The 17,039-nt window shown below is 41.3% G+C and carries 15 protein-coding genes; all 15 read left to right on the top strand.

Annotated elements, in window-relative coordinates; all coding sequences use genetic code 11:
* The first annotated feature begins 89 nt into the window (after positions 1-89).
* The 15 genes from pyrH (at position 90) to truB (ending at position 17,039) form a co-directional block, all read left to right on the top strand.
* Positions 90-815 (top strand): UMP kinase, encoded by a 726-nt coding sequence (gene pyrH / locus AC1VU3_RS00820; RefSeq protein WP_480388263.1) that lies wholly within the window; start codon positions 90-92, stop codon positions 813-815.
* A complete protein-coding gene (gene frr, locus AC1VU3_RS00825) occupies positions 815-1,372 on the top strand; it encodes a ribosome recycling factor (RefSeq protein WP_480388264.1) in 558 nt (185 codons plus the stop codon). The genes pyrH and frr overlap by 1 nt, the downstream gene beginning before the upstream one ends.
* Before the next feature lie 214 nt (positions 1,373-1,586).
* Complete coding sequence (locus tag AC1VU3_RS00830; RefSeq protein ID WP_480388265.1) at positions 1,587-2,381, top strand: isoprenyl transferase; 795 nt, start codon at positions 1,587-1,589, stop codon at positions 2,379-2,381.
* Complete coding sequence (locus AC1VU3_RS00835; RefSeq protein ID WP_480388266.1) at positions 2,378-3,172, top strand: phosphatidate cytidylyltransferase; 795 nt, start codon at positions 2,378-2,380, stop codon at positions 3,170-3,172. The genes AC1VU3_RS00830 and AC1VU3_RS00835 overlap by 4 nt, the downstream gene beginning before the upstream one ends.
* Positions 3,173-3,189: 17 nt before the next feature.
* Positions 3,190-4,338: a 1-deoxy-D-xylulose-5-phosphate reductoisomerase gene (locus AC1VU3_RS00840; protein WP_480388267.1), complete on the top strand. Its 1,149-nt coding sequence runs from the start codon at positions 3,190-3,192 to the stop codon at positions 4,336-4,338.
* A 35-nt stretch (positions 4,339-4,373) separates the two neighbouring features.
* Positions 4,374-5,636, top strand: a complete 1,263-nt coding sequence (gene rseP / locus AC1VU3_RS00845) for an RIP metalloprotease RseP (RefSeq protein ID WP_482982463.1) — start codon at positions 4,374-4,376, stop codon at positions 5,634-5,636.
* A 575-nt stretch (positions 5,637-6,211) separates the two neighbouring features.
* The gene (locus AC1VU3_RS00850) at positions 6,212-10,522 is read left to right on the top strand and encodes a PolC-type DNA polymerase III (protein WP_480388269.1); all 4,311 of its coding nucleotides are present in this window, start codon (positions 6,212-6,214) and stop codon (positions 10,520-10,522) included.
* Between the two features lie 206 nt (positions 10,523-10,728).
* Positions 10,729-11,208, top strand: a complete 480-nt coding sequence (rimP, locus tag AC1VU3_RS00855; protein WP_480388270.1) for a ribosome maturation factor RimP — start codon at positions 10,729-10,731, stop codon at positions 11,206-11,208.
* Positions 11,209-11,230: 22 nt separating this feature from the next.
* On the top strand, positions 11,231-12,361 hold the full coding sequence (gene nusA / locus AC1VU3_RS00860; RefSeq protein ID WP_482982464.1) for a transcription termination factor NusA: 1,131 nt from the start codon (positions 11,231-11,233) through the stop codon (positions 12,359-12,361).
* 25 nt (positions 12,362-12,386) lie between these two features.
* On the top strand, positions 12,387-12,665 hold the full coding sequence (gene rnpM / locus AC1VU3_RS00865) for an RNase P modulator RnpM (RefSeq protein WP_480388272.1): 279 nt from the start codon (positions 12,387-12,389) through the stop codon (positions 12,663-12,665).
* Positions 12,662-12,982: a YlxQ family RNA-binding protein gene (locus AC1VU3_RS00870; protein WP_480388273.1), complete on the top strand. Its 321-nt coding sequence runs from the start codon at positions 12,662-12,664 to the stop codon at positions 12,980-12,982. Before rnpM ends, AC1VU3_RS00870 begins: the two co-directional genes overlap by 4 nt.
* A 4-nt stretch (positions 12,983-12,986) precedes the next feature.
* Complete coding sequence (gene infB / locus AC1VU3_RS00875) at positions 12,987-15,416, top strand: translation initiation factor IF-2 (RefSeq protein WP_482982465.1); 2,430 nt, start codon at positions 12,987-12,989, stop codon at positions 15,414-15,416.
* Positions 15,416-15,694 carry a DUF503 domain-containing protein gene (locus tag AC1VU3_RS00880; protein ID WP_480388275.1) on the top strand — a complete coding sequence of 93 codons (279 nt, stop codon included), beginning with the start codon at positions 15,416-15,418 and terminating at the stop codon, positions 15,692-15,694. Before infB ends, AC1VU3_RS00880 begins: the two co-directional genes overlap by 1 nt.
* Positions 15,695-15,711: 17 nt before the next feature.
* On the top strand, positions 15,712-16,056 hold the full coding sequence (gene rbfA, locus AC1VU3_RS00885; protein WP_482982466.1) for a 30S ribosome-binding factor RbfA: 345 nt from the start codon (positions 15,712-15,714) through the stop codon (positions 16,054-16,056).
* 68 nt (positions 16,057-16,124) lie between these two features.
* Complete coding sequence (gene truB, locus AC1VU3_RS00890) at positions 16,125-17,039, top strand: tRNA pseudouridine(55) synthase TruB (RefSeq protein WP_482982467.1); 915 nt, start codon at positions 16,125-16,127, stop codon at positions 17,037-17,039.

Below are 17,039 nucleotides of genomic sequence, written 5' to 3' on the forward strand. Positions count from 1 at the left end.
TAAGGAATTAGTTATCCGGATATAAAGTAATCACTAGGGAGCACTATTTTGTGTTCCCTATTTTTCAAGAAAAGAGATGGAGGATACCTATGAGCACACCACAATACAATAGAATCGTTTTAAAGCTAAGTGGCGAAGCGTTAGCGGGAGAAAAAGGCTTCGGACTTTCTCCTCAAATCATTAAATCCGTTGCAGAACAAGTGAAGGAAGTAGTAGAGCTTGGAGTGGAAGTAGCGGTAGTCGTAGGTGGAGGCAACATCTGGCGCGGAAAGATTGGCAGCGAAATGGGCATGGACCGAGCAACAGCTGACTATATGGGCATGCTTGCCACCGTTATGAATTCCTTGGCACTTCAAGATTCTTTGGAGAAATTAGGGATTGAGACGAGAGTTCAATCTTCTATTGAAATGAGACAGGTAGCAGAGCCATACATAAGACGAAAAGCTATCCGTCACTTAGAAAAGAAACGAGTTGTAATCTTTGCAGCAGGAACAGGAAATCCTTACTTCTCTACTGATACTACAGCAGCACTTCGTGCAGCAGAGATTGAAGCGGATGTCATTCTGATGGCAAAAAACAACGTAGACGGTGTATATTCAGCTGATCCAAAAACAGATAAGAACGCAGTAAAGTATGACGAGCTATCCTTTATTGAGGTTATTCAACAAGGACTGCAAGTAATGGACTCAACTGCTTCCACGTTATGTATGGACAATGATATTGCACTTATTGTATTCTCTATTATGGAAAAAGGTAATATAAAAAGGGCTGTTATTGGGGAATCAATCGGAACAGTCGTGAGGAGGAATTCATAATGCCGAAACAAGTATTGGAGCAAACAAAAGAAAAAATGGCCAAAACGATTCAGGTGTATACGAGAGAGCTTGCCTCTATTAGAGCTGGGCGTGCAAGTGCCTCTTTACTCGATAAGATTACCGTTGATTATTATGGTGCGCCGACACCTATCAACCAAATGGCTGGTATTTCAGTTCCAGAAGCAAGACTTCTAGTAATTCAGCCTTATGATAAAACAATTCTAGGGGATATCGAAAAAGCAATCATGAAGTCGGATCTTGGAATTACACCGACAAATGATGGCTCTGTCATTCGTATCGCAATCCCTGCTTTAACAGAAGAGCGCCGTAAGGACTTAGTGAAGCAAGTAAAAAAAGAGGCGGAAGAAGCGAAAGTAAACATCCGCAACATTCGTCGTGATGCAAATGATGATTTGAAAAAGCTTGAAAAAGCTGGAGAAATCACAGAGGACGAGTTAAGAGGATACACAGAAGATGTTCAAAAGCTGACTGATACAAATATTGAAAAAATCGATTCCATTACAAAGGATAAAGAAAAAGAAATCCTAGACGTATAAGTATAACCTGCGAAAAGACTTTTACTGATATATTTCATCAGCTGAAGAATGACAGGCCCTGCTAAAAGGTATATGATACTAAAAAAGGCTGGCTTGATAATTTGAACCTTTATGTTAAAAAGGCGTCCTTTTGGTAGGACGCCTTTTTATATTTGGTTTATTTTGATATGATAGTTATATATGTCCGGAGAAGGTCTAATGTGGGGGTTAGTATATGCTAAAAAATCTTATTCGTAAAAAAAACAAAACGATAAGTGCACAAATAAAAGAACGGATAGAGAAAGCGCAAAAGGAAGAAATTCCCGAGCATATCGCCATTATTATGGACGGGAATGGAAGATGGGCAAAGAAAAGATCATTGCCTAGAATTGCCGGACATCATGAAGGGATGCAAACGGTACGCAAAATTACACGATTTGCAAACGAAGTAGGAGTAAAAACACTTACTCTCTATGCATTTTCAACGGAAAATTGGAAGAGACCAAGAATGGAAGTAGAATTCCTCATGAGGCTTCCAGAAGAATTTTTAGGTACTTATTTACCTGAGCTCACTGAACTGAATATCCAAGTGAAAATGATGGGAAATATAGAATCGCTACCTGAGCATACAAAAAGAGCGGTATATAAAGCGATGGAGCAAACCTCTAAAAATGATGGGATGACCTTAAATTTTGCTTTAAATTATGGAAGCAGAGACGAAATCGTCCAAGCGGTAAAGCAAATTGCAGATGATGTGAAGGATGGAAAGCTACAATCTGAAACAATCAATGAGGATCTTATTTCCTCTTATTTAATGACAAAGAATCTAAAAGATCCTGACTTGTTAATTAGAACAAGCGGGGAGGTTCGTTTAAGTAACTTTATGCTGTGGCAGCTTGCGTATACAGAGTTTTGCTTCACGGATACACTGTGGCCAGACTTTGACGAAGAAAGCTTAATGGATGCCATTGAAAGCTACCAAAAGAGACAACGAAGATATGGTGGTCTTAAGGGGGAAGAAATTAATTGAAGACAAGAATATTGACTGGTGCAGCCGCAATAGCTGTTTTTCTCCCAGTCGTCCTACTTGGTGGGCCCGTGTTTACGGTCTTTACTTATTTGATCGCTTCGATAGGGTTATATGAAGTACTGAGAATGAAGGGGATCAAGGTCGTTTCTTTTCCTAGTCTCGTTTCATTCTTATTGTTATTTCTGTTATTACTGCCAAGTTCATTAGCAGATAATTTATATGAGCTAACTACCCATACAAAAATGGAATGGCTATTTGTTGCTGTTTTCCTGGTTCTTATTTATACAGTGTTAAAGAAAAATCACTTCCACTTTGATGATGCTTCCTATATCATCCTTGGGACACTGTATGTAGGAATTGGCTTTTATTATTTCATAGAAACAAGAATAGAAGGAGGACTAGCATACGTAATTTATGCACTCCTAATTGTATGGACAACCGACTCTGGTGCTTATTTTACAGGTAGAAAGCTTGGGAAACGGAAGCTTTGGCCGGAAATATCTCCAAACAAAACAGTGGAGGGCTTTTTCGGCGGAATTATTTGGGCGCTAATCACTGCCTTAATTTTTCAGTGGATTCACCCTTTAACAGATTCTTATCTAATGTTAATAGTGGTGACAGTCGTTGCCTCTGTATTTGGTCAGCTAGGAGATTTGGTTGAATCAGCGATTAAAAGACATTACCATGTGAAGGATTCAGGGAAGCTATTACCTGGTCACGGTGGTATATTAGATAGATTTGATAGTCTTCTTTTCGTGATACCATTACTAAACTTTTTACATTTCATTTAAGGAGACGACATTATTTCATGAGTAAAAGAATAAGCTTATTAGGAGCAACAGGTTCTATTGGGCTCCAAACACTTGATATACTAAAGGATCACCGCGAGAGCTTTCAGCTAGTCTCTTTTTCTGCTGGGAGAAATATCGAAGAAACAAGAAGAATCTTGCGTGAGTTTTCAGTAGAGCTTGCCTCTGTTCAAGAAGAAGAGGATGCTCGTACTCTACAAAAAGAGTTTCCGAACGTTGAAATCGTATTTGGTTCACAGGGCCTAATTGATGTAGCTGCACATACCAATGCAGATATTCTAGTCAATGCTGTCTTAGGCAGTGTTGGACTTAAGCCTACGCTAGAAGCTATTAAAAAAGGAATCACGATTGCTATTGCGAATAAAGAGACATTGGTGACTGCCGGTCATTTAGTCATGCAGGCCGCAAAGGAGCACCAAGTTCCGATTCTTCCAGTAGATAGTGAGCATTCTGCGTTATTCCAAGCGTTGAATGGAGAAAATAAATCGGAGATAGCAAAGCTTATTATTACCGCTTCCGGTGGCAGCTTCCGTGATAAAACAAGAGCAGAGCTGCAGCATGTTACGGTCAAGGATGCGCTAAATCATCCAAACTGGTCCATGGGCTCCAAAATTACGATTGATTCTGCAACTATGATGAATAAAGGCTTAGAGGTAATTGAAGCGCATGTGTTATTCGATATAGATTATGATGATATCGAGGTGCTTCTACATAGAGAAAGCATCATTCACTCTATGATTGAATTCCAAGACACTAGTGTAATTGCACAGCTGGGAACACCAGATATGCGCGTGCCGATTCAGTATGCACTTTCTTATCCAAAGCGTTTAGACAGACCAAATGCCACACGCTTAAACTTAGCGGAGATTGGAAAGCTTCATTTCGAAAAGATGGATTACAATCGTTACTATGCGTTAAAGCTAGCAATTGATGCTGGACGAGCTGGTGGAACGATGACGACAGTGTTAAATGCGGCGAACGAAGCAGCGGTAGGTCTATTCCTTCAAGAAAAGATAAAGTTCCTAGAAATAGACGAGCTAATTGAAAAAGCGATGCAAGAGCATCAAATAATCCAGAATCCTGATTTAGACACAATCTTGCATGTTGATCAGGAAACAAGAAGAAGAATTTATGATATAGTGAACTGAGAAATTACTGAGTTGATTAAAAAAGGTGGGGTAAAATGGAAACGGCCATTGCGTTTATTGTTATCTTTGGAAGCATTGTCTTCTTTCATGAACTAGGCCATTTTATTTTTGCAAAAAGGGCCGGAATTATGGTTCGAGAATTTGCAATTGGATTTGGACCTAAGATTTTTGGTATGACAAAAGGGGAAACCTTATATACGATTCGACTTTTACCATTAGGTGGATATGTAAGAATGGCTGGCGAGGATTTGGATAGTATAGAGCTTCAGCCAGGATATCGTATTGGGATTCACGTGAATCAAGATAATGAAATTGACCAAATCGCATTGAATCAGAACAAGCAATTTCCTGATATGCTATTCCTAGAAGTAGAAAAATCTGATTTGATGAAGGAAATGTTCATCGAGGGATATGATGAAGAGGAACGATTTGTTCGATATACGGTAGCTAGAAATGCAGTCATTTTGGAAAATGGAAATAAAACAATTATTGCACCATACGATCGCCAATTTGGCTCAAAAACAGTCGGTCAAAGATCTCTAGCTATTTTTGCTGGCCCTCTTTTCAATTTTATCTTAGCCTTTTTCATTTTTGTTTTATTAGGATTATTCCAAGGGATTCCAACGATGGAGCCCGTTATTACAGAAGTGCTGGAAAACAGTCCTGCAGAAAAGGCTGGCATGCAGTCAGGCGATTTAGTCACTTCCATAAATGGTCAAGCGATCACTTCTTGGGAAGAGCTATCAGAAACCATTCGTGTCAGTGCTAATCAGCAAGTAGACTTTACAGTGGAGCGAGATGGACAAGCGTATGACTTGACCATTACACCTGCTGAGGTAGAGGTTGACAAAGAAAAGGTTGGCCAGATTGGTGTACAATATACTAGCCCAGTAGAAAAAAATCCGATTAAAGCAGTAGCTTTCGGTGCTGAGCAGACGTACGAATGGACAGTAAGGATTTTCACTGTACTAGGTACATTAATCACTGGTAACTTTTCTATAGATGACCTAGCAGGACCGGTAGGAATTTACCAAGCGACTGATAAAGTAGCTAGCTTTGGGATATACAGCCTAATGGCTTGGGCAGCAGCTCTAAGTATCAACTTAGGAATCATGAATCTGCTCCCACTACCAGCATTAGACGGCGGTCGTCTTCTGTTCTTCTTATTTGAAGCACTTAGAGGAAAACCAATAGACAAGCAAAAAGAAGGAATGGTTCACTTCGTAGGCATCATGCTCCTAATGATCCTGATGGTAGTAGTGACCTGGAACGACATCCAGCGATTCTTCTTCCAGTAACAATTTGAACGATGGGAGCCAGCTATAGGACAAGGGTTGATTTCCGTTCTGGCTGGACGCTTTCCTGGGGGCGCGGCTACAACTAAATTGTTTCGGATGCTTCCGAAACAATTGGATTTTCCGCACGCGCTTTATCCCCTAGGAGTCGCCAGCCGACACTCCAATCAACTATTTCTTATAAGGCAATCCAAGTTTTTGGTGATGAACCAAAATTAAATTTATTCATATCGAATCACTTGCTATTTAAAGGATGGAAAAACTAAGAACGTCACATCGTGTGACAACGATTTCCTGACCAACATCCTGTTGGCCTCCACTCCAAGCGTCCGCCAGGAAGCGACTTTAATGTAACATAGGAGTAATCTATAAGAAGGTTACCTAATAAATTAGGTTCACCATAAATCACTTTATTTCTGATAATCACTGGTTAAGCGAAAGCTAACTGGATGAACTACTACTTTTTGAGTATATATTTTGCGCCTCACGAATGATAAAATTACTAGTAAAAAATAGTATAGGAAGGAAAGTTCATTCCAGAACTTTCCTTTCTTTTTCTGTACAAGGGAGGGAATCACATGCAGGACGGTAAAATGAGAATGCAGCTACTACTGCAACAGCTAGAACTCACAGAAGACGCAGTAGTGCAATACTTTGAAAACGCCTCAATTACAAGGTTTACAGTACATAAAAAGCAAAGGCAATGGCATTTTCAACTGAACTTAGCCTCCATACTTCCAATTGACGTATATACCCTGTTTCATTCCAGACTACAAGAAAAATTTGCAGGAATCGCAAATGTCCTTGTAAACATACAATGTGAAAATACAACCCTGACCGACAGCCTAATCAAAGACTACTGGCCAAAGGTAATCAATGAACTAAGCGATATGGCTCCTCCTCTGCGAGAGCGCCTTCTAGGGCAAATGCCAGAGTGGAACGGACAAACCATCCAGCTAACCTGTGCCCAAGAGCTAGAACAGCGAGCATTCAAGAAAAAATATGTTGAGCACTTATCTAGCATCTATGAAAGCTTTGGTTTTCCGAAAATGGGCTTTGACTTCAAATTAGTAGAGGATACACAAGCGCTAGCGGAAGCGCATCAAGCATTCTTGGAACAAAGAAGACGGGAAGAGGAAGAATTAGGAAAGAAAGCATTGGTAGATTTGCAGAAACGTGAGCAAAAACAAGAATCACAGGAATCTACAATCGATGGTCCTTTCCAGCTTGGTGTCCCATTGAAAAAAGAAGAGCCAATCGTGGAAATCCGTACGATACAAGACGAAGAACGTCGTGTGACAATAGAGGGCTACGTGTTCGATGTAGAGGTAAAAGAGCTTCGTAGTGGTCGTTCTCTGCTTACTGCAAAGGTGACGGACTACACAGACTCTATCCTCGTGAAGATGTTCTCACGAGACAAAGAAGATGCTCAAATGATGGAAAAACTGAAAAAAGGTATGTGGATCAAGGTAAGAGGATCTGTACAAAACGATACGTTTGTGCGTGACTTGATTATCATGGCGCAGGACATGTCTGAGATAAATCCTGTCGTAAGACATGACACAGCAGTAGAGAAGCGAGTGGAATTGCATCTTCATACGCCGATGAGTCAAATGGATGCAGTATCCTCTGTATCATCACTTGTGTCGCAGGCTGCCAAATGGGGGCATAAGGCAATCGCCATCACGGACCATGCCAATGTGCAGTCCTTCCCAGAAGCATACGCGGCAGGGAAAAAGAATGGGATTAAAATCTTATATGGACTAGAAGCAAACTTGATCCATGACGGTGTTCCGATTGCTTACGATGAACAGCATTTAGCATTAGAGGATGCTACTTATATTGTCTTTGACGTGGAAACGACTGGGCTTTCTGCAACTTATGACAAAATTATAGAACTTGCTGCAGTGAAAATGCATCAAGGCGCCATCATCGACAAATTTGAGCGGTTTGCGAATCCACATCATCCTCTATCGGCTACTACGATTGAATTAACGGGGATTACCGATGATATGGTCCGCAATGCACCAGAAATTGAGGATGTAATCCGTGAATTCCATGAGTTCATCGGAGACGGAATTGTGGTTGCCCACAATGCTTCCTTTGATATGGGCTTCTTATACGAGGGATATCGTAGAAGTGGAGTCAATCATTTTGATCATCCGGTTATTGACACGTTAGAGCTCGCAAGATTTTTACATCCGGAGCTGAAAAATCATCGTCTAGGTTCTTTGGCGAAAAAATTCAACATCGAGCTTACCCAAGCACACCGTGCGATCTATGACTGTGAGGCAACTGGATACTTGCTCCAGCATTTATTAAAAGAAGCAGAAGAAAAGAATATTCATTTCCATGATGATTTTAATAAGCATATTGGAGAAGGGGATGCCTATAAAAGGGCAAGACCGTCTCATTGTACAATATTGGCTGTGAACGATGAAGGGCTAAAAAATCTATTTAAATTAGTGTCACTTTCTCATATATCTACCTTTTATCGTGTTCCTCGTATTAAGCGCTCAGATTTGCAGAAGCATCGAAAAGGGTTGATTGTTGGGTCAGGCTGTGACCGAGGAGAGGTTTTTGAAGGACTTATGCAAAAGCCGCTAGAGCAAGTGGAAGAGATTGCGAAGTTCTATGACTACCTGGAAGTACATCCGAAAGAGGTTTATGCACACCTGATTGAGCTGGAATTGGTTCGAGATGAATGGAACCTGGAGGATATCATCCGTAAGATGGTGAAGCTTGGGAAGAAACTGAATATCCCAGTAGCTGCTACAGGGAACGTGCATTATCTTCACGAGAATGATGGAATCTATCGTAAGATTCTCATTAACTCTCAAGGAGGAGCAAATCCACTTAACAGACACAGTCTGCCAAAGGTTCATTTCCGAACAACCAATGAAATGCTAGATGCGTTCTCCTTCCTAGGAGATGAAATCGCACAAGAAATCGTCGTAACCAATACGAATAAGATTGCGGATATGATCGAGGATATCAAGCCGATTAAGGATGATTTGTATACGCCTAAAATTGAAGGTGCAGATGATGAGGTTAGACAGCTGACCTATACAAAGGCAAAAGAAATCTATGGGGAAGAGCTTCCTGAAATAGTAGAAGCGCGTATTGAAAAAGAATTGACCTCGATTATTGGACACGGCTTTGCGGTAATTTATTTAATTTCCCATAAGCTTGTGAAAAAATCATTGGATGATGGCTACCTAGTAGGATCTCGTGGTTCTGTTGGTTCTTCTCTTGTGGCGACCCTGATGGAAATTACAGAGGTAAATCCATTGCCGCCGCATTACATTTGTCCGAGCTGTAAGGATTCGATTTTCTTCCATGACGGGTCAGTTGGCTCTGGCTTTGACCTTCCGAATAAAACATGTGAGAAATGTGACGTTCCTTATATCAAGGAAGGACAGGATATTCCTTTCGAAACCTTCCTAGGCTTTAAAGGAGACAAGGTCCCGGATATCGACCTTAACTTTAGTGGAGAATATCAGCCGACTGCCCACAATTATACGAAGGTGCTTTTCGGGGAAGACTATGTGTATAGAGCAGGAACAATTGGTACCGTAGCGGAAAAAACGGCCTATGGATATGTTAGAGGCTATATGAATGATAATAATTTAAACCTTCGCGGAGCAGAAATTGATCGCCTCGTGCAAGGCTGTACAGGGGTAAAACGTACGACTGGACAGCATCCAGGGGGAATCATTGTTGTGCCTGACTATATGGATATCTATGATTTCTCGCCAATCCAATTTCCGGCGGACGCGCAAGATTCTGAATGGAAAACTACCCATTTCGACTTCCATTCTATCCACGATAATCTCTTGAAGCTCGATATTCTGGGACACGATGATCCGACCGTTATTCGTATGCTCCAAGATTTATCTGGTATTGATCCAAAGACCATTCCAGTAGATGACCCAGAGGTAATGAAGATATTCAGCGGTACAGAATCCTTAGGAGTGACGGAGGAGCAGATTAACTGTAAAACTGGTACGCTTGGTATTCCAGAGTTCGGTACACGCTTCGTTCGTCAGATGCTGGAGGAAACAAAGCCATCAACGTTCTCCGAGCTAGTTCAGATCTCAGGACTTTCCCATGGGACGGACGTGTGGCTAGGAAACGCACAGGAATTGATTCAAGATGGAACTTGCCAGCTGTCCGATGTAATCGGCTGTCGTGACGATATTATGGTTTATTTAATTTATCAAGGTCTCGAGCCTTCCTTGGCATTTAAAATTATGGAGTCTGTACGTAAAGGGAAGGGACTGTCTCCCGAGTTTGAAGCAGAGATGAAGTCAAAAGGTGTCCCTAATTGGTATATTGAGTCCTGTAAGAAAATAAAATATATGTTCCCAAAAGCCCATGCGGCTGCATATGTATTGATGGCAGTAAGGATTGCTTATTTTAAAGTACATTATCCGATTCTTTATTATGCTGCGTATTTTACCGTACGTGCTTCGGATTTTGACTTAATTTGTATGATGAACGGCTCACAAACAATTCGTGCGAGACTAGAGGAAATAAATTCGAAGGGTCTTGAAGCATCTCCGAAGGAAAAAAGTTTAGCGACTGTCCTAGAAATAGCTTTAGAAATGTCCGAACGTGGTATAAGAATGCAGAAGGTAGATTTATATAAATCGCAGGCTGCTGAGTTCATCATTGAGGGGAATACATTAATCCCACCTTTTAATGCAATACCAGGACTTGGGACAAACGTAGCGTTTCAAATTACAAAGGCAAGGGAGCAAGGAGAGTTTTTATCGAAAGAAGATCTTCAGCAAAGAGGAAAGGTTTCGAAGACAATCATTGAATACTTAGATTCAATGGGATGCTTGGAAGGACTTCCTGATGCAAACCAATTATCCCTTTTCTAAGCTTGTAATTTGCAAACAATTTTATGGTATGGTAATATAAAACTACCAATGTTTCATAGTTCTGTGGCGAAAGAGTGGGATTTCCCGCTCTTTTCTGTTGTTTGGAAGGAATTATACGGTCACATTCGTAGAAACTAACCATACTTCTACTAAATTGAAGCAATTTGCTCCTCTTTAGCAGGTAAGAGTTACGTAAGGAGGCTTATATGAGTAATATTACTGACAAAATTGAAGAACTAGTACAACCCATTCTTCAAGAAATGAACCTAGAGCTTGTGGATATTGAATATGTAAAAGAGGGCCGCGACTGGTTTTTGAGAGTGTATATTGATACACCACAAGGCAGGATTGATATTGAGCAATGCGCACAAGTTAGTGAGCAATTAAGTGTGAAGCTGGATGAGGAAGACCCTATTAAGGAAAATTACTTCCTTGAGGTGTCATCACCAGGAGCAGAGCGTCCGTTGAAAAAAGAAGCTGACTATGTTGCAGCAGTAGGGAAATATGTATATATCAAAACATATGAGCCAATTAACGGTGCAAAGGAATTTGAAGGAACACTCCTTTCCTATTCAGCAGAGGAGGGCGCACTTTTAGAGGTCCGCATCAAAACAAGAAAAGTAAAAGTAGAGATTGAAAAAGAGAAGATCGCGCTTGCTCGTTTAGCAATCGATTTCTCTGGATAACGTAAATGGAGGAGTGAAAGCTGTGAGTAGTGATTTATTAGATGCGTTGACTGCATTAGAGAAACAAAAGGGAATTTCAAGAGATGTCTTAATAGAGGCTATTGAAGCTGCATTAGTAACTGCTTATAAGAGAAATTTTAACCAAGCACAAAATGTTCGAGTGGACATTAATTTAGATAATGGGTCTATGATCGTCTATTCACGCAAAGACGTAGTAGAGGACGTAGAGGATAGCCGACTTCAAATTTCCCTAGAGGATGCGCAAGCAATCAATCCGCATTATGCGATTGGTGATGTAGTGGAAGAAGAGGTAACACCAAGAAACTTTGGGCGTATAGCTGCTCAAACAGCTAAACAAGTAGTGACTCAGCGAGTTCGTGAAGCAGAGCGTGGCTTAATTTATGAAGAATATGTGGATCGTGAAGACGATATTGTCAACGGTATCGTGGAGCGTTTAGATGCTCGTAATATCTATGTTGGACTTGGGAAAGTAGAGGCTGTTCTTCCAGTCAATGAACAGATTCCAACAGAAACATACCGTCCACATGACCGTATTAAGGTGTATATTACAAAAGTAGAACGTACTACTCGTGGTCCACAAGTGTTTGTATCACGTACACATCCTGGTCTTCTTCGTCGTCTTTTCGAAATGGAGGTTCCTGAAATATTTGAGGGAATCGTTGAAATCAAATCAATCGCTCGTGAAGCGGGAGACCGTTCAAAAATATCTGTATATGCTCATAACGAAGAAATCGATCCAGTAGGCTCTTGCGTTGGTGCAAAGGGCGCACGTGTTCAAACAATCGTGAACGAGCTAGGTGGAGAGAAAATCGACATCGTAGAATGGTCAGAGGATCCAGTAGTATTTGTTGCCAATGCTTTAAGCCCATCCAAGGTGCTTGATGTACAGGTAAATGAGGAAGAAAAATCTACAACGGTTGTCGTTCCGGATTATCAGCTGTCCCTTGCAATCGGGAAGCGTGGACAAAATGCAAGGCTTGCTGCTAAGCTAACTGGTTGGAAAATTGATATCAAGAGTGAAACTGATGCTAGAGAGCTGGGTATTTATCCAAACGAAAATTCTCCACAGACAATCATTGAAACATTAGATAACGAGTTGGATGATTTTGATTTCTATAAAGACGAAGAGTAACAAATAAGGAAGGACGGTGAGCTTCATGGCCACTCAAAAGAAAATTCCTTTACGTAAATGTGTTGCTACTGGGGAAATGCTTCCTAAGAAAGAAATGATTCGAGTAGTACGCTCAAAAGAGGGAGAGGTTTCTGTCGACCTAACAGGAAAAAAATCTGGTCGTGGCGCTTATGTTTCAAAGTCAACAGAGGCTGTGAACCAAGCGAAGAAGAAGAACTCTTTGGGCAATCATTTAGAAGCAACCATTCCAAATGAAATCTATGACGAGCTAATTGTCATTATTGAAAGAGAAAAACTAAAATGACAACAGAACAACAAATTATACAGCTACTAGGACTTGCCACTAGAGCTCGCAAGACCATTTCTGGTGAAGAATTGGTCGTGAAAGAAATCAGAAGTAAAAAAGCCAAGCTAGTAATACTAGCCTCGGATGCTTCTGCCAATACGGCAAAAAAATTGAATGATAAATGTGCATCTTTTAACGTTGAGCTGCATGTCTTTGGAGACCGGCACGATCTCGGGCATGCGACGGGAAAAGAGGCCAGAGTGGCGATTGCCATTATGGATGACGGTTTCGCTAAAAAACTGTCCGGCCTTCTCAACGAATTTAACCGGGGGTGAGCTAATGACTAAAATCAGAGTTCATGAATACGCGAAACAAATTAATAAATCAAGTAAAGAAGTAATTGAGCAATTAGGAAAATTAAACATTTCCGTTACGAATCATATGTCTACGCTAGAAGGAGATGCTGTTAGTAAACTAGATGGCATTTACAAGAAAGCATCGAATACACCGAATAACAATAGACCATCGAATCAGTCGAATCCAGCTTCTTCTGGATCAAACGAGCAAAAACAAGGTTCTACTAGCAGCCAAGGTAGTCAAAGCCGTCCAGCAGGTCAAGGACAAAACAGACCATCCGGCCAAGGTAGTCAAAACCGTCCAGCAGGTCAAGGACAAAACAGACCATCCGGCCAAGGTGGTCAAAGTCGTCCAGCAGGTCAAGGACAAAACAGACCATCCGGCCAAGGTAGTCAAAACCGTCCAGCAGGCCAAGGACAAAGCAGACCATCCGGCCAAGGTGGTCAAAACCGTCCGGCAGGTCAAGGACAAAACAGACCATCCGGCCAAGGTGGTCAAAATCGTCCGGCAGGTCAAGGGCAAAACAGATCTGGCGGTCAAGGACAAAACCGTCCAGGTGGTCAAAATCAAAATAGACCAGGAGGACGTCCGCATAAGCGTAGAAAAGGGCCTACGACTCCTGTACAGCCACCAGTTCCACGTAAGGAAAGAGAATTACCAGCAAAGATTACGTTTACAGAATCTTTAACTGTGACAGAGCTAGCGAAAAAGCTAGGAAGAGAGCCTTCAGAAATTATCAAAAAGCTTTTCTTACTTGGTGTAATGGCAACTATCAACCAAGAGCTTGATAAGGATGCAATTGAGCTAATCTGTGCAGATTATGGAGTAGAGGTAGAAGAGGAAATCAGAGTAGATATCACTGATTTGGAAACACACTTCGAATCTACAGAAGAAAAAGCAGAGGATTTAAAAGAGCGTCCACCAGTGGTAACAATCATGGGACACGTTGATCATGGGAAAACAACGCTTCTTGACTCTATCAGAAATACAAAGGTAACTGCTGGTGAAGCTGGCGGGATTACGCAGCATATCGGTGCTTATCAAGTTGTCGAAAATGGGAAAAAGATTACGTTCCTTGATACACCTGGACACGCAGCATTTACTACGATGCGTGCTCGTGGTGCAAAAATCACGGACCTAACAATCCTTGTAGTTGCAGCTGATGATGGAGTAATGCCTCAAACGGTTGAAGCGATTAACCATGCGAAGGCAGCAGAGGTTCCAATTATTGTTGCTGTAAACAAAATGGATAAACCATCCGCAAATCCTGATCGTGTCATGCAAGAGCTTACCGAGCATGGACTAGTACCAGAGGATTGGGGTGGAGACACAATCTTCGTACCAATCTCCGCTTTAAAAGGTGACGGTATCGATAATCTTTTAGAAATGGTATTACTTGTTGCAGAAGTAGCTGAGCTGAAAGCAAATCCAAAACGACTTGCATTAGGGACAGTTATCGAGGCACAGCTTGATAAAGGAAGAGGATCTGTTGCAACACTATTAGTGCAAGATGGTACATTAAAAGTAGGAGACCCAATCGTTGTAGGTCATACTTTTGGTCGCGTCCGTGCAATGGTCAATGACTTAGGAAGACGTGTGAAAGAGGCTGGTCCTTCTACGCCTGTAGAAATTACTGGATTAAGTGATGTTCCACAAGCTGGAGACCGTTTTGTTGTCTTTGAAGATGAGAAAACTGCTCGTCAGGTTGGAGAATCTCGTGCTTCTCAAGCACAAGTGAACCAACGCTCAGAAAAAACTCGTGTAACCCTTGATAACCTGTTTGATCAAATGAAACAAGGGGAAATGAAAGAACTAAACCTAATTGTGAAAGCAGACGTTCAAGGTACTGTTGAAGCAATGGCTGCCTCTCTCATGAAAATTGAGGTAGAGGGTGTAAACGTTCGTATCATTCACACAGGTGCTGGTGGAATTACCGAATCTGATATTTCCCTAGCTGCAGCTTCTAATGCAATCGTTATCGGATTTAACGTTCGACCTGACGTAAATGCAAAACGTGCTGCTGAGCAAGAGGGTGTAGATATCCGTCTTCACCGCGTTATCTATAAGGTTATTGAAGAAATTGAATCAGCGATGAAAGGACTTCTTGATCCAGAATTTGAAGAAAAAATTATTGGGCAAGCAGAAGTTCGCGAAACATTCAAGGTTTCTAAAGTTGGTACAATTGCAGGATCTTATGTGACCGAGGGTAAAATCTCTAGAGACAGTGGTGTTCGTGTAATTCGTGACGGCATCGTTATCTTTGAAGGAGAATTAGATACACTTAAACGCTTCAAGGATGATGCGAAGGAAGTTGCCAAAGGCTATGAATGTGGTATTACCATTAAAAACTTCAATGATGTAAAAGAAAATGACATTATTGAGGCATATATTATGGAAGAAATCAAAAGATAATGATAATCTATGCAGAATGTGAATTTATCATCCCCACTGCACATTCTTTGAAGGAAAAGCGAGCAGTTCTTCAGCGTATGCTTACAAGAACGAAGCAAAAATTCAATGTTTCCATTTCTGAGCTTGACCACCAGGACGTTTGGCAGCGAACTTGTATCGGTATCGTTGCCATCGCTTCTGATAAGCTAGCAGCGGAGCGGGAGATACAGCATGCCATCCGGTACCTGGAATCAAACCCAGAGTGGGAATGCATGGAAATAAAAAAAGAATATTTATAATAAATGAGGTGTAGCAAATGTCAATGCGTGCTAACCGAGTTGCCGAGCAAATGAAAAAAGAGCTAGGTGAAATTATTGGACGAAAATTAAAGGATCCTCGTATCGGCTTCGTAACGGTTACAGATGTTGCAGTAACTGGTGACCTACAGCAAGCAACTATTTATGTTACTGTACTTAACGGTAGTAAAGCTGATACGTTGAAAGCTTTAGAAAAAGCAAAGGGCTTTATTCGTTCCGAAATAGGACAACGTATTCGATTACGTGTCACACCTGAGCTGCATTTTGAATTTGATGAGTCAGCGGAATATGGGAATCGAATCGATAACCTACTTAGACAAATCAAGCAACCATCTGAAGATTAAAAAAGAACAAGAAGTCTGCTTTCATCTAATAAGCAGACTTCTTTGTTGTATTAAATGGAGTGAAAACTATGTACGAAGGAATACTTCCATTATGGAAGGAAAAAGGGATGACCTCCCATGATTGTGTTTTCAAGCTTCGAAAAATCCTCAAAATGAAAAGAATTGGACACACTGGAACACTAGATCCTGCTGTGGAAGGGGTTCTTCCGATTTGCCTTGGACAAGCAACGAAAGTATCTGAGTATGTCATGGACGAAGGAAAAACATACATTGCCACCATAGCAATTGGACGTTCGACAACAACGGAAGATGCAGAAGGCGAGACAGTGGATCTAGACAGCTCCCCGAAATCTTTCACACGAGAGCAGATCCTCGGTGTTTTACAGCAGCTTACAGGTGAAATTGAGCAGACTCCTCCTATGTACTCCGCGGTAAAGGTCAACGGTAAAAAGCTATATGAATATGCACGTGAGGGGAAAGAAGTAGAAAGACCAACTCGACGAGTAACCATCTATCAACTAGAGCTTCTAGAGGAGGTTGACTCATTCCAAGGGGAAGAGGTCCGTTTCCAAATTCGAATTGACTGCAGTAAGGGAACCTATATCCGCACACTTTCCGTGCAAATTGGTGAACTGCTGGGGTTCCCGGCACATATGGCATCCTTGGTTCGTACCGCATCTGGCAGCTTTCGTCAGGAGCAATGTCTAACACTTGCACAAGTAGAAGAAGTTGCTAATAAAGGCAGCCTAGACGGTTTTATTCAGCCAATCAGCAAGGCATTAGGGAAATGGCCAACTCTGGAAATAAATGAAGAGAACGCAAAAGGAATCTCCAATGGTCAGGTGCTACCAATGCATGAACTGCTAGACGAGCATGAGAAACTTGTGTATACACACGCTGGCAAGCCAAAAGCAGTTTATATCAAACACCCATCGAAAAGTGGTATGATGAAGCCAGAGAAAATGTTTTCAGAAGGAGATTAA

The sequence above is a fragment of the Psychrobacillus sp. Z16_25 genome, assembly GCF_056856695.1.

Bases quoted from the DNA above. Each gene is read 5' to 3' on its own strand.
- rimP (WP_480388270.1), top strand. From the start codon at position 10,729: ATGAGTAATATTACTGACAAAATTGAAGAACTAGTACAACCCATTCTT.
- AC1VU3_RS00880 (WP_480388275.1), top strand. From the start codon at position 15,416: ATGATAATCTATGCAGAATGTGAATTTATCATCCCCACTGCACATTCT.
- rnpM (WP_480388272.1), top strand. From the start codon at position 12,387: ATGGCCACTCAAAAGAAAATTCCTTTACGTAAATGTGTTGCTACTGGG.
- truB (WP_482982467.1), top strand. From the start codon at position 16,125: ATGTACGAAGGAATACTTCCATTATGGAAGGAAAAAGGGATGACCTCC.
- AC1VU3_RS00870 (WP_480388273.1), top strand. From the start codon at position 12,662: ATGACAACAGAACAACAAATTATACAGCTACTAGGACTTGCCACTAGA.
- pyrH (WP_480388263.1), top strand. From the start codon at position 90: ATGAGCACACCACAATACAATAGAATCGTTTTAAAGCTAAGTGGCGAA.
- AC1VU3_RS00830 (WP_480388265.1), top strand. From the start codon at position 1,587: ATGCTAAAAAATCTTATTCGTAAAAAAAACAAAACGATAAGTGCACAA.
- frr (WP_480388264.1), top strand. From the start codon at position 815: ATGCCGAAACAAGTATTGGAGCAAACAAAAGAAAAAATGGCCAAAACG.
- infB (WP_482982465.1), top strand. From the start codon at position 12,987: ATGACTAAAATCAGAGTTCATGAATACGCGAAACAAATTAATAAATCA.
- rseP (WP_482982463.1), top strand. From the start codon at position 4,374: ATGGAAACGGCCATTGCGTTTATTGTTATCTTTGGAAGCATTGTCTTC.
- AC1VU3_RS00850 (WP_480388269.1), top strand. From the start codon at position 6,212: ATGCAGGACGGTAAAATGAGAATGCAGCTACTACTGCAACAGCTAGAA.
- AC1VU3_RS00840 (WP_480388267.1), top strand. From the start codon at position 3,190: ATGAGTAAAAGAATAAGCTTATTAGGAGCAACAGGTTCTATTGGGCTC.
- rbfA (WP_482982466.1), top strand. From the start codon at position 15,712: ATGTCAATGCGTGCTAACCGAGTTGCCGAGCAAATGAAAAAAGAGCTA.